Genomic DNA, 12,876 nt, shown 5'->3' on the forward strand with positions numbered 1-12,876 from the left:
CATAAGCTACACAAGATAGAAATAAACAATTTTATAAAAAAAGACCTTTAGTAGCCTCTTCTCGGTTCTCCTCTCCGTACGAGCTGAAGTGTTAAAGCCGATAGGACTAGGAAAGTAATAGAGTATGGTAAGAGGACAGAGTATCCAGAAAGATCGATGAAGAGACCCGCCACTGGTGGAGCTATTATTGAGGCCAGCTGAGACGCAAAATAGTAGAGACCTGTATATGTGCCCAGTTTTTCTCGTGTTGTCATGTCAACTACTGTTGGCAGGCTGTTAACATTGACTAGTGCCCAAGCCATCCCTATAACGAAGAAGACTGCTTCAAAGGCCAAGATTAGCTGGTTTCCCACTAGCTTAGATGGAAAACTCATAGCCACAAAAAGTAGAGCTACGATTACTAGAAGCCCCAGTGTCATTGTTCTCTTCCTCCCAAGTCTTGCGCCGATAAAGCCTGCTGGGAGTGAGAATATCAGGAAGCCCAGTGCAACGAAGCCAAGTATAAAGGATCCAGTAGCTTCGCCGATTCCGAGGTAGTACTTTGCATAGCTAGTGAAAAAGGTTTCAATAGCGTTGTATCCTACAAACCATAGGAAGATAGAGGTAAGCATAAAGAGGAGGCTTTTCTCCCTAGAAGTAAAGGCCTCGCGGAGGTTGCTTGCTAGCTCGCTGAAGCTTTCCCGGAAAGATTTTCGCAACAGCTCGCTGAAGCTTATTGTCTCTGTTTTGACCTTGAATTGTTCAGGCTCGTCTACGAGCAGAACTACGAGGATGCATGCCGCAAGCATCACTACAGCGCTGGCGATGAACGGATAAGAGGGATCCATCTTGTAGAGAATAGACCCTACAAAGAAAGCCAATAAGGAGCCGATTCCACCCATAAAGTTGATGATCCCGTTCGCCTGGCTACGCTTCTCGCTTGGGGTTATGTCTGGCATGAATGCTATCACTGGGGACCTAAAGAGGGCCATTGAGAAGTTCATGATTATTATTGTTACCATCATTAATGGGAGGTCTCCCCTAAACAAGGGTATAAGTGCAAATGTAAGGGCAGCTGGAGGCACTCCTAGAAGAATATAGGGCTTGCGTCTGCCAATCCTGGTCCTAGTAACGTCGCTCAGGGCCCCAAGGTAGGGGAGGAGAACAACTGCGAAAATGTTATCGATTGTCATTATGAAGCCTACTAGCCACGCGGCGAGCCCGAGGTCCTTTAAGAATATCGGGACGTAAGAGTTGTATATGGACCATATAATACTTATTCCGAAGAAACCGAAGCCCAGGAGGAATACCTTGCCGTAGCTAAATCTTTCTGTTATATTTTCTTGTGCCACAAAAAATATATTTGTTTTATCTTTTTAAATATTGCTTCAAAAACTTCTAAGAAATTTTCTAGATAAAATGGAAAGAATCCCAAAAGTAAACCCCCTTTCTAAGACAATTTAAGCAATCATTACGCTATGCATTAATTTAATGAATCCTACGCAAAAATTAAATATTTTACATGTATTAGTATCACTGTGGAGAAAATTAGGCCTGAATGTTTATACTTTCTAGAAAAGATTGCTTCAGAGTTTTACTTAGCCCTAGCGACCAAAATAAACGATAAAAGGATCGCGAAAAGCCTTGAAATAGTTGGTCGGGAAAGCAAAAATCACGCTGAAATAATTGAGACTTTCTTTGGTAGACCCGAGAACATGGATCAATGTTTAAAAATGTTTGGTAGGGAAGGTTCCCAGATGTTATTACAAATGAAGAAGACCGTTGAGGAAGTTTCTCGCCGCGAATATTTGTCGCTCGAGGAAATAGCTAGGCTCCTGGAAAAGTTTAACTCTCTAGAACTCGTGGCTGGTGAAGAGATTTATAGCAAGATTTACTCCTCTCTTCTCGAAATAGAGGCTAAGGATCTCTTGAAGGTGTTGTTGAAGAGTATTTCTTCCCAGGAGGACTTCCACTACAAGATTGTGTCCGAGGTATTGAGGGAGCTGAAGAAATAAATCAGTGTTTTTTGCTTCTTTTTTTGGGAATGAGGTGTGGTTTGGAGCACTGAGCTGTGATGTGTTTGCTGAGCACTGACCCGTTTCTGGGAGTGCTTGTCGGGAGAATGGAAAGCTTTATTAGTAAGATATTTCTATAGAGCGGACGAGGTATATGAATAAGAAGCTGATGTTCAAGGGCTATTTGAAGCTACTAGTCCTCTCAGTCCTCGAGAAGGGGCCTCAACACGCCTATGGAATAATAAAGGAGCTAGAAAAGAGCTCTGGGTTTAAGCCTAGCCCAGGTGCTCTCTATCCAATACTAAAGAAGCTCCTAAAGGAGGGCCTGATAGAGATTGAGCATCGCGAGGGCGAGCCTTCAAGCACAAGGATATATAAGCTTACTAACAAGGGGAGAGAATTCCTAGAACTGAGGAAGCCAGAACTTGATGAAGCATTGAGGGTCGCTAGGAGCTGGAAGAAGTTCCAGGAGATAAAGGGGTACAGGCTATTCCACGTTGTTGACGAGCTACTTGACTCTATTGAAACCCTCGACGAAGAAAAGCTTTCAGAGCTAAAGAAGCTGATCGCGGAGTTTGAGATCAATGTCTTAAGGATTATTGAGGGGTGATAGATATGGGGGAGGCTATAGTTGTTGAAAACCTTGTTAAGAAGTTTAAGGACGTGACAGCTGTCAATGGCATAAGCTTCACGGTCAAGGAGGGAGAAATATATGGTCTCCTGGGCCCCAACGGGGCAGGCAAGACAACGACTATACATATCTTGACGACTCTTCTCAAGCCGACCTCGGGCAAAGTCCAGGTTGCTGGCTTCGATGCCGTTAGGCAGGCGGCAGAGGTAAGGAAAAGGATAGGTATAGTTTTCCAGGATCCAAGCCTTGACAACCAGCTTACTGCCTGGGACAACATGTACATCCATGGGATGCTGTACGGGCTCAGCGGCTCAGAGCTCAAGAAGAAGATAGACGATCTCCTAGAGTTCGTAGAGCTGAAACAATACGCCAACAAGCTTGTAAGGTACTTTTCGGGCGGCATGAGGCGCCGCCTAGAAATAGCTAGGTCGCTACTTCACGAGCCAGATATTCTTTTCCTGGACGAGCCCACAATTGGCCTCGACCCCCAGACAAGGGTAAAGATCTGGGACTACATTATGGCAATAAAGAAGGAAAAGGGTATGACTATTGTCCTCACAACGCACTACATGGACGAGGCTGAACAGCTATGCGACAGGATAGCGATCATGGATCATGGAAAGATTATAGCTGAGGGTACCGCAGACCAGCTAAAGTCCCTCGTAGGCAACGAGGTTATCTACCTGAAGCTGGACGGCGTGCCCCCGAAGTGTCTCCAGGCCGACTTTATCGAGAACTGTCGTGTAGTGGCAGATAGCACGCTCGAGCTCTCAGTAAGGAATGCTTCTGCCGCTTTGCCAAAGGTTTTCGAGCTTGCCGAGGCTAATGGGCTTAAGATACGGGAGGTCACCTATAGGCGTCCAACCCTCAACGAGGTCTTTATACACTTGACTGGTAGGGAGCTTAGGGACTCGTTAGAGGAGGGCTTTAGGCCCCCTCATAGGAGGTGGTAGGTATGAAGGGTTTAATAACAATGGTATATAGACAGGTAAAGAGGTTCGTCAACGCGAGGTCAAGGCTAGTGATGTCGATTGTCCAGCCAATAATCTGGTTTGTCTTCTTCGGCATGGGCTGGAGCAGGGCCTTCAGCTTCCCCGGCGCGAGGCAGATGTTCGGGGGGCTAGACTACTTGTCGTACCTCGCCTCGGGCATGGTGGCAATGACCATTCTTACAGGTTCCTTCATGAGCGGCTTGTCAGTTATATGGGACAAGCAGTTCGGCTTCCTAAAAGAAACCCTAGTAGCGCCTGCAAGTAGGAAGGAAGTTATCATTGGCAGGGCTCTCGGAGACTCTCTGGTCGTGGTTTTCCAGAGCCTAGTCATATTGACGTTAATGTTTTTCCTGGCGCCGGGCCTAAACCCGTACGGGGTGGTTCCCGCGGTGCTATACGGTCTAATGCTGGCTCTAGGCTTTGCATCCATAGGTATAGCGCTTTCAACAAAGCTTTCAAGCATGGAGGGCTTCCAGATGATAGTCAACCTGATAACAATGCCCCTACTGTTCCTAAGCGGAATCTTCTACCCGATAAACACTATGCCTGACTGGATGAAGGTACTCGCCTACCTTGACCCAGCCACATACGCGGTGGACGGGATGAGGTACTGGCTTACGGGAGTCTCATCCATAGACCCAGCACTAGACATCGGGCTCTTAACAGTCCTAACAGTGATATTCCTGGTTTTCGCAGCCAAAGTATTCGAAGAGGCAACAATCGAGGACTGAGCAACGTCCCGCTCGGTACAAAGGAAAAATCATTCCACTAGTAGATTTTTCTCCTATGAAAAGGCTCTAAACAGCGGGGCGGAGAGCGCTTCACTGTGAAAACCTCTCCTCACATACCTTACCCCTTCTATCCCATTTTTTTCCTAACTTCCTTGAGCATCGAGAGAGCCTTCTCCATGAATTCTAGTTCCGCATATATCACCTTTCCATCTTCAAGGATCTCCATTAAGAAAAGGCTACCCGATGATTGTTGAAAGCAGGTGGGCTCCACTCTTGGGCGCGCGCAAAGTTTCTTCTTATGTGCCTGTGTCCCGCTTCTCCCATATTTCTCCGCATAGCTTCGTCATCCGTCAAGAGCTTAATCTTCTTAACGATTTCTTCTTGGACGTGTGCACTTCTTGTGAATACATCACCTAGTTAGAGGTTAATTATTCCGGGCAGAAGCTCATAGGAGCAAAGAATATGTAGTTGAAGACCTAGACTTGACTCGTGAAAATACTGCTTTCAGGCTTCGGCCCCTTTGGGGAGGAAGACACTAATCCGTCTGAAATCGTAGCTACGCGGGTGGCCGAAAAGCTACGTGAGGCTGGGCACGAGGCGCGGCACGTTGTTTTGCCTGTTGCCTATAGGCGGGCAAAAGCCATACTTGAGCAAGTGGTAGGCGAGCTTAGACCAGACATAGCCATCGCGCTCGGCCTATACGGTGGGATTACACATGTCAGGGTGGAGAGGGTCGCATTGAACATGATGGACTTTTCTATCCCAGACGTTGACGGCGAAAAACCGCAGGATTTGCCAATAGACCCCGAGGGCCCCACAGCATATCTAGCCTCCATACCTACACGCCGGGTCGTCGAGAGGCTGAAGGAGGAAGGTATACCTGCAAGCCTGTCGTATAGTGCAGGTACTTATCTCTGTAACTATGTTATGTATACGCTGCTTAGGCTTTCAGACAGGACTGGGTATCCTAGGAGGGCTGGATTTATCCACATCCCATATACGATAGATATTGCATCGAGAAAGAAGGGGTTGCCTGCAAGCCTTCCCCTCGATGTCCTAGTAAAAGGGGTACTAATAGCGGTAGAGGAGACGATAAAAGAAATAGAAAAAGAGAAATAAATTTCTTTATTGTTTTTCTTTTAGCTCCCTTATCCTCTTGTCTAGTTCTCTTATCTGCTCGTCGAGCCTCGCTCTAGCATCCTCTAGCCAATTCTTGTAGGCCTCCAAATCTGATGCAGTCAAGCCAGGATACGTATAGTAGGATACCCCAGGCGGAGGCGGTGGAACCCTCGCGCCATAAAGCCACCAGCATGCTCCTGGGCCGTAGACCCAGCCGGGCCTCTCCCATGGAGGCAGGTATGAAAATGGCCCGTTTCCTGGCCATGGTCCTCTTGCCCATCTACCTTTTCCCCACCATCCCCATGCCATGTTTTTCATCAAAAGTGAAATAGGTTTCATATATTTAAGCTTTACTCTGTCTTTTCCATGGATGCTTTCTCTGAGAAAACTATCTTTATAGGTCTCAGTTGCAGGATAGCTGTAACCATCTTTTTTCTGCCCGAGTCGAGCATCCTCCAGAAGGTCGCCTTGGACAAGCCTAGCCTCGCCGCTGCTTCGTCGACCTCTAGGTCTTCTGCATAGACAAGCTTTAGCGCCAATAGCTCCTCGGGGTATAGCTCGACAACTTCCTCTGGTCTAAATATGCTTGCCGGCGCACTAGTCGGTATAAAGAATATTTCCTCCAAGTTTCCAGAACTAGTGGTGGCTTCTTTTCTCCACACCGAGCGTCTCCACCGTCGCCGCCTGGGACAGCTCTCCATAGATACCTTGCCGATAAAAACATAAGCTCATAGATAAGTAATTCGATTAGGGTAACTAGTTTTCAATTAAAATATTAAGTGCAAGAGACATTTGAAAAATTTCCTTGCTAGCCAGACCAAGACATGAGGCACACAAAAGTGAATAGATTTTTCCCTAAAGTCCCCGAAAGCATTACTATTTAGCTTATTTTAAATAAGGTGAGATGGAATGCAAATTGAAACTGCTCTTGAGGGCAAGTTGCCTCACGCTTTACTACTGTTAGTTTACTCTCTGGGAATTAGTGTTGAAAACTAGAAGAGGAAAATTCTAGGAAACATCAAATTTTTTGGAATTTCAGTCTCAGAAAATTTGATATATTTACTATAACAACTATAGTAGATATGACAACAACAATATCTGTAACGGAAGATGTCAAAGAAGCTTTGTTAAGAATAGCTTCTGAGCTGCAGCTTAAGCTGGGAAGGAGGGTTGATTTGAACGAGGCTATTAGGTATTTGTTGATAAAGAAAAGAAGGCCTGAGCTTCTCGAAGAGGCTTGTAAACCTGTTGCTGGCTTTGAGGAGGCTTACCGAGAACTATTAGAGGAGAGGAAAAAAGATGAAGATATTTCTTGAGGACTTTATTTAGAGCAAATAATCTTACCTTGCGACTGTTAATTTTTCGAGGATTCGAGGAAATGATGGTCTTAAAAATTCCGCCCTAGAGATTCCTCAGCTTGTTCTTTAGTTCGTGTCTGGTGGCGTACTGGATTTTGTCTGTGAAATTTATCTTTGCCGGGTCAGCGATGGGGGTAATGTATTCTCGGATCAGCTTCCTTACTTGCTCAGCTTCGGCCCTGCCCTCAACGATGACTACAGGGGCTTCGAATTTCTGGGGGTCCGGCTTGCCTGCAACAAGTGCCCTCTTTACGCCGGGCAATGTTTCTATGGCTTTCTCGATCGCCCCGGGGCTTATCCTGTAGCCGTTTATCTTCATGACTGTGTCTCTCCTGCCGAGCACCTGAATGTAGCCGTCGATCGTGTAGGTGGCTAGGTCGCCTGTGTCGTAAAAGCCTTCTGACCATTTTTCATAGTATTCTTGAGGCGCCTCGACTGGCATGGCTGGCCACGGGTTCTTGACGACTAACCTGCCGTCGCTGAGTATGTCCAGGTGGAAGCCGGGTATCGGCGGACCATTAGTTCCTGGAACTATGTGTGGGAACGTGTAGCTTGGGAGGTTGCCTGTCGCAAAGGTTGCTATCTCGCTCTGTATGTATAGGTTTACGACTGGTATTGCTCCTGAGAGGACAGTGGGATCCGAGTCTATTATTGGGCTTCGAAGTGTTCCCAGATTCCTGTAGGCCCAGCTCCACGTATCTGTGTCCAGCGGCTCGGCTGTGACGAGTATGGCTTTCAGGGTGTCGTAGTCATGCTTCCTGTAGGTCTCTGGGCTCTGCTTTGAGAGAGCCCTAAGCGCGCCAGAAGTCGTCAGGAATATTGTAACAGCGTATCTTTCGAGTATCGTGAACCACCTGTCCCAGCTTCTCCAGTCTGGGGCCCCGTCGTAAAGGACAATTGTCGTGCCCGTCATTAGGGGTCCGAATAAGAGGTAGGTTACCCCCGTGATCCAGCCGGGCCAGACAGTGTTAAATAGTACTTCTAGTGGCTTGAGACCGAGCCAGTAGGAGGTGGCATATGCCTGTGTCAAGTATCCGCCAGCTGGGAAGCTTACGGGCTTGAAGTCGTCTTCGTAGCCTGGGTGAAGACCGAAAATAGGGTCGCTGGAGTCGACTACCCTGCTATCTGCTGTGTGGTTCTTGCGGAGAGCGTCGTCTAGTGGATATGTCTCATGGAGTCGTGGAAGCCTCAACCCCAGCCTGTTGGATACGAGGATCTTCGTCTCTACGCCAGAGGCCTCTATAGCTTTTTCTGTGGTCTCGACTAGGCTTATTTCTTTTCCTCTACGCTTGTAGCCGTCCACGACGAAGACCACCTTTGGGGACCTGTTCCTCAAACGTTTTGCGAGCTCGTACCAGCCGAATCCAGTGAATATGGGCTCGAAGGGTGCCCCTAGGCGTAAAGATGCAAGCATAAACGCTATGGCTTCTGGTGTTGGTGGAGCATATAGCAGGGTCCAGTCTCCCTTCGAAACGCCCTGTGACTCTAGCCAGCCCGCTATTCTGCCAGCCATGTCGTCTAGCCGCCTGTACGTCAATATTTCTACGTCGCCTTCTTCCGACTCGTAGATCGTCGCGGCCCTGCTCCATACAGGCGTGTCCCTGTGCTTTCCCATTACGTTCTGGTAGGGGTTTAGTCTCCCGCCTTCAAACCATCTTGACCTGGGGGGCTCACCTGTAATGGCGCTGGTCCAGGGCTTTTCCCACAAGAGTTTCTTGGATTGCCTTGCCCAGAAGTCTACTGGGTCCCTTATGCTCTCTTGGTAGACCTTCTTGTACTCTGCTAGTGTCATCACCTTGAAACGTGCGGCAGGTGGAACTATGCGCTGGGAACTCATGCTATCCACCTATATAGACAAGACGACCTGTGTATATGGAGATGCTAAGTCTCTAAATTTATGCCCATCCTCGGGTACATGACATAGAGGTATCGCTAGCGCTGGTTTAAGTGTTTTCACGAGCTCGGATGCCTCCTCTGGGGACATGTTTTCGGGACCAATTTTTAGGATAAGGATGTCGATCTTCTCGTCCTGGAGACCCTCAAGGTTGCAGGGCATGTGTCTGCACCCGTGAAAATAAATTGAAAAGCCTTGGCTTTTTACGAGGTAACTCTGGGTCGCCTCCCCGCCTGTCTCATCATTCCCAATGCATGGCTTACATGGGAAAGCCCTAACACGGGTACCCCGTGTCTCAGCTCTCTCCTCTGGAGATAGCTGCATAACTTGACTTGTGTTCTCGATCGGTCTAGTGTAAATGTGTTGTTTGCACTCCGTGGATTTGAAAACATCTATGCAGATTTCTGAGTTGATGTTTACGCCTTCTTCCTCGATTGTGAGAACTATGTCTCCATACCTCAATTTCATAGGAAAAAGATTTCGCCCCAAATTAAAATCTTTACCCCGGTGTCTGGCGGAGGATAGATGAAGTATACTCCATGAGATATAACATCATAGTCCTTGCCGAATCACTAGCTTCTATTTGCCTTCATCTAGTCTTGGAATTTTTTGGGATGAGACCCCGATCTAACACTGAGTGTGTTAGAGAGGTTTGTCAGAGAATTAATTTATATTGCTGTAAGGATCTTGAGGACATCATACGCTTAAGGAACATTATTACGCATAGGTACTGGATGGTTAAGGACGACCAGATATATCGAGACATAAAAATGATTTTGAATGTATTATTGAGTTTATAAGGAAAGTGGAAGAGTTGTCCTCGGTATGAGTATAAACTACTACGAAGTTGAATTGGAAAAAGTAAAGGGGGCTGTCAAAGAAGTCCTAGAAAAATATGACTACATATTGATAGCCGTCATATTTGGCTCTGTGCTCCGGAGAAGGATCGTTCGAGACGTAGACATTGGAATAATCACGTCTAGACCCCTCGCCTTCAGAGAGTTGACCGAAATAGCTTCACAGCTAGAGAAAAAACTCTCAGTCGAAATAGACATTGTCCCACTAGAGGAGTCGCCCCCACTCCTCAGATACAAGGCTCTAAGCGAAGGACTAATCGTGATAAACCGGGACCCCAAAAAGTACCACTACCTGTTATCAGAGGCCTTCATGGAGCTAAACGACTTCGAAATCGCTCTAAAAATGGCCAGCAAGAAGCCCAGTCTGCAGTAAAAGGCAAGGCACACACAAGTACAACTATAGAGGCACACAACGCCCTCAATTCTTTCTAGGTTGCATAAAAATATGGAAGAAATATTAGACGCATTCAGGAAAATAAACATCTAACTATTCTTTCTGCGCGCGCATGTAGGGGCTTGGAGAGAATTTTATGTTCTAGCAGATGCGTGGGACTATTACTCCTCTTGGTGGCTCGAGTATCCTGTGTCCGCCTATGTCTGTTTTTAGGAGGACATAGCCCTTGTACTTGGGGTGCTCGCGTATTTCTCCGATGATTGTGGCGTTTGGGAAGCCGTTGCTCCTTAGGTCTTCTACGAATTGTTCTGCGGCGTCCTGGGAGACAGATAGCACTGCGACGCCTTCGCTGGCGAGGTATAGGGGGTCTACTCCGAGCATTTCTGCGAACCTTTTCACGGATGGCCTGACTGGGACTTTGCTGTCTTCTATGACCGCAAGCAACCCGTTCTCCTTTGTCCACTCGTTTAGGATGGCTGAGAGCCCTCCACGTGTGGGATCCCGTGCCGCGTTTATTTTTCCGGGATATTTCTCGAGTACCTTTAGGAGGGGTGTCAATGGCTTTGTGTCGCTTTTTAGTTGGCCAGAGGCTATTTCCTCGGCGTTCTCCATTCCCATCTGGGTTAGGAGGATGACTGCGCCGTGGTCGCCCACGAAGTCTGTGACCACTATTTTGTCTCCGGGCCTAGGCTTGTCGACTATGGGGGTCCTAGTGATCCCCAGGCCGACTGTTGTTATTGTTATCTTGTCTAGCTGTCCCTTCGGCATGACCTTGAAGTCTCCACCAATAAGGGGTATTCCCTCGGCTCTGAGCACAGAGAGGAAAGAGTCGACTATTTCTTCGAGGCTTTTTAGGGGGAAGCCCTCCTCTACCACTATTGTGTCGAGCATCGCTATTGGCTTTCCACCCATCATCACTACGTCGTTTATTGAGCCGTGTGCCGCGAGGCTCCCAATGTTTCCACCTGGAAAGAATGGTGGGTTAACTGTGTAGGCGTCCGCTGTGGCGACGAGGTATGAACCGTCGGGAAGCGGTATTAGGGCGCCGTCGTCTGGGAAATCTATGCCGACGCCCCCCTCGACCTTCTTGAGTTTTTCTTCCACACGCTTGAAGAAGAGCTTTTCGAGGAGCCTCATTGTCTCGACTCCGCCCTGTCCGTCGGCCAGCTCTATGACCTTAGAGGTGTCCTCCTGCATACTCCTCAGCTACCAACTGGTTATGATAGGATATTATTAATGTTTCACGTTTTGGATGTTGCCCTACACCTAGGTGGCGAGAATAGGAGGTTAAGCGTTTCCGCTCTTTATTTTTTCGGCCAGTTCTATAACGTTTTGTCTGAGCTGGGCAAGCAGGTTCTCGCTTTCCCCAGCTTCTTGGAGTATGCCATTTATGAATTCTATTTCCTCGCGGAGGCCTTCCGGCGTCAGCTTGGAAATTATTACTCCTGCGTGTACCATTACGATGTCTCCTCTTGATAGTTTCTCCTCTGTTATCCCTACAAAGACTTCTCTGACGACCCCGTCGCCATAGTCAACCTTGGCTGTGGAGCCGTCTTGGCTTAGCTCGAGAACAACTGCTGGCGTCCCCCAACACATAAGGTAGAATGGTTCGAGGCTTCTATTTATGTGTTTATGTATTTGGTTAGATTTGCTCTAGCTCTGCGGCTATTTCTTGTGCCAGGCCTCCCCCGCCGAACCTAGCCCAGACGGCGCAGGTTCCTTCTATTGAGACCATGCAGGGGCCGTAGGGCTTCTCGGGGGTGCACTTTTTCATGAACATTGGGCAGTCTGTGGGCTTTGCCTTTCCCAGGGTGACTTCTGCACACCTGCATCCTGGGGGTGTGTCTTTTTTCCATTCTGCGGGTGTTAGTTCCCTTATTCCATATGCTTCGCGTGCATCGTTCTTGGAGTATTTTTCCCTTATTCTGAGTCCACTTAGGGGTATAAAGCCTATCCCTCTCCATGCATCGTCGGCTACCTCGAAGGCTCTATGTATCATTGCCTGGGTTTTTAGGTCTCCCTGCCATGTCACTGCCCTCGTGTACTCTATTTTTACGCTTGCCTCCCGGTTTACGAGTTGCCTCATGATTTCAGCAATAGACGACAAGACATCTATCGGCTCGAACCCTGAAACAACTACTGGTATACCGAAGTGCTCCGCCACCGGGACCCAGGCCTTGGCACCCGTAACTGTTGAGACGTGACCCGGGGCAATCACCCCCATTACGGGCGCGTCAGTTGGCTTGTCTCGCAGTATGTCCAGGGAATAGAACATCGCGGGGGGCGTCAGCTTGACCAGGCTTAGGAGCTTGAGGTTTGGGGGCAACATGTCTGCTACCAATGCTCTGGCATAGCCAGGAGCAACTGTCTCGAAGCCTATTCCCAGGAAGAGGGAATCTTTACCTGTAGCTTTTGCGTCTCTTATGGCATCCATAAGGGAGAGAGCAAGCTTTACCCGGCCTCCCCTGGCCCTGGCTTCTTCCAGTGAACTGACCCCGTCTACCGGATTAATTGCTGGCAACTTGAACGTGTCTCCATACGTGTAGATTGTTATGCCTTCCAGGGAGAGTCTAATGGCTTGCTCAATGTAATAGGAGGGAGTCACACAGACTGGGCAACCGGGCCCCGCGACCAGCTCTATTCCCTTTGGCATGAGGCTCCTCAAGCCGAAATGTACAATGGTCCATTCATGTGTCCCGCAGAAATCCATAATTTTGAGGCTGAAGTCGCTTCCCTCACGCTTCCTGAGCTCCTCTAGTTTTCTCGATATATAGTTCCTCAGTGTATTAGCGAGCTGAAGGTTTGCCCTGAAAACTTTTTCTAAAGAGTCCAGCCTTTGAAGCAACGTGTAAGTTAAGATTTCACCCATGCCTGCTTTTTACCCATTGCATCTTAAAAAGGTAACC

General features: G+C 48.0%; 16 protein-coding genes. 8 read left to right on the forward strand and 8 right to left on the reverse strand.

The genetic code is table 11. The features are described from left to right. Positions 1–47: 47 nt before the first annotated feature. On the reverse strand, positions 48–1,331 hold the full coding sequence (locus QXT17_RS03195; RefSeq protein WP_342783856.1) for an SLC45 family MFS transporter: 1,284 nt from the start codon (positions 1,329–1,331) through the stop codon (positions 48–50). Between the two features lie 186 nt (positions 1,332–1,517). On the opposite strand from QXT17_RS03195, the gene QXT17_RS03200 reads away from it, so the two are divergent. The 5 genes from QXT17_RS03200 to pcp all read left to right on the forward strand — a co-directional run bounded on the left by QXT17_RS03200 (position 1,518) and on the right by pcp (position 5,467). Continuing rightward, positions 1,518–1,994: a hypothetical protein gene (locus tag QXT17_RS03200; RefSeq protein WP_020963188.1), complete on the forward strand. Its 477-nt coding sequence runs from the start codon at positions 1,518–1,520 to the stop codon at positions 1,992–1,994. 154 nt (positions 1,995–2,148) lie between these two features. Next, the gene (locus QXT17_RS03205) at positions 2,149–2,604 is read left to right on the forward strand and encodes a PadR family transcriptional regulator (protein WP_020963187.1); all 456 of its coding nucleotides are present in this window, start codon (positions 2,149–2,151) and stop codon (positions 2,602–2,604) included. Positions 2,605–2,609: 5 nt separating this feature from the next. Further along, positions 2,610–3,578 (forward strand): ATP-binding cassette domain-containing protein, encoded by a 969-nt coding sequence (locus QXT17_RS03210; RefSeq protein WP_052885561.1) that lies wholly within the window; start codon positions 2,610–2,612, stop codon positions 3,576–3,578. 2 nt (positions 3,579–3,580) lie between these two features. Next, positions 3,581–4,348, forward strand: a complete 768-nt coding sequence (locus tag QXT17_RS03215) for an ABC transporter permease (protein WP_342784331.1) — start codon at positions 3,581–3,583, stop codon at positions 4,346–4,348. A 489-nt stretch (positions 4,349–4,837) separates the two neighbouring features. Further along, positions 4,838–5,467 (forward strand): pyroglutamyl-peptidase I, encoded by a 630-nt coding sequence (gene pcp, locus QXT17_RS03220; protein ID WP_020963183.1) that lies wholly within the window; start codon positions 4,838–4,840, stop codon positions 5,465–5,467. Positions 5,468–5,473: 6 nt separating this feature from the next. Here pcp and QXT17_RS03225 read toward each other — a convergent pair whose 3' ends face one another. Further along, the gene (locus tag QXT17_RS03225; RefSeq protein ID WP_020963182.1) at positions 5,474–5,785 is read right to left on the reverse strand and encodes a hypothetical protein; all 312 of its coding nucleotides are present in this window, start codon (positions 5,783–5,785) and stop codon (positions 5,474–5,476) included. 32 nt (positions 5,786–5,817) lie between these two features. After that, entirely contained in the window at positions 5,818–6,129 is a 312-nt protein-coding gene (locus tag QXT17_RS03230) for a DUF134 domain-containing protein (protein WP_187147011.1), read from the reverse strand. A gap of 420 nt (positions 6,130–6,549) precedes the next feature. On the opposite strand from QXT17_RS03230, the gene QXT17_RS03235 reads away from it, so the two are divergent. Next, a complete protein-coding gene (locus QXT17_RS03235) occupies positions 6,550–6,783 on the forward strand; it encodes a hypothetical protein (RefSeq protein WP_020963180.1) in 234 nt (77 codons plus the stop codon). Positions 6,784–6,868: 85 nt separating this feature from the next. Here the strand turns inward: QXT17_RS03235 and QXT17_RS03240 are convergent, their stop codons facing one another. After that, positions 6,869–8,662, reverse strand: coding sequence for an AMP-binding protein (locus QXT17_RS03240; protein WP_342784330.1), 1,794 nt, complete (start codon positions 8,660–8,662; stop codon positions 6,869–6,871). Positions 8,663–8,671: 9 nt separating this feature from the next. Further along, positions 8,672–9,187 (reverse strand): MBL fold metallo-hydrolase, encoded by a 516-nt coding sequence (locus QXT17_RS03245; RefSeq protein WP_342784329.1) that lies wholly within the window; start codon positions 9,185–9,187, stop codon positions 8,672–8,674. 71 nt (positions 9,188–9,258) lie between these two features. Here QXT17_RS03245 and QXT17_RS10050 point away from each other — a divergent pair, with 71 nt between their 5' ends. Then, complete coding sequence (locus tag QXT17_RS10050) at positions 9,259–9,519, forward strand: HepT-like ribonuclease domain-containing protein (protein WP_405054578.1); 261 nt, start codon at positions 9,259–9,261, stop codon at positions 9,517–9,519. Positions 9,520–9,544: 25 nt separating this feature from the next. Next, a complete protein-coding gene (locus QXT17_RS03250) occupies positions 9,545–9,949 on the forward strand; it encodes a nucleotidyltransferase domain-containing protein (RefSeq protein WP_342784328.1) in 405 nt (134 codons plus the stop codon). Positions 9,950–10,111: 162 nt separating this feature from the next. Here QXT17_RS03250 and hypE read toward each other — a convergent pair whose 3' ends face one another. The 3 genes from hypE to hypD form a co-directional block, all read right to left on the reverse strand. Next, complete coding sequence (gene hypE, locus QXT17_RS03255) at positions 10,112–11,167, reverse strand: hydrogenase expression/formation protein HypE (RefSeq protein WP_020963174.1); 1,056 nt, start codon at positions 11,165–11,167, stop codon at positions 10,112–10,114. Between the two features lie 90 nt (positions 11,168–11,257). After that, the gene (locus QXT17_RS03260) at positions 11,258–11,566 is read right to left on the reverse strand and encodes a HypC/HybG/HupF family hydrogenase formation chaperone (protein WP_020963173.1); all 309 of its coding nucleotides are present in this window, start codon (positions 11,564–11,566) and stop codon (positions 11,258–11,260) included. 46 nt (positions 11,567–11,612) lie between these two features. Continuing rightward, complete coding sequence (gene hypD / locus QXT17_RS03265; RefSeq protein WP_020963172.1) at positions 11,613–12,839, reverse strand: hydrogenase formation protein HypD; 1,227 nt, start codon at positions 12,837–12,839, stop codon at positions 11,613–11,615. Between the last annotated feature and the right edge of the window lie 37 nt (positions 12,840–12,876).

The sequence above is a fragment of the Thermofilum sp. genome (genome assembly GCF_038871435.1).
GTDB classification, from domain to species: domain Archaea; phylum Thermoproteota; class Thermoprotei; order Thermofilales; family Thermofilaceae; genus Thermofilum; species Thermofilum adornatum.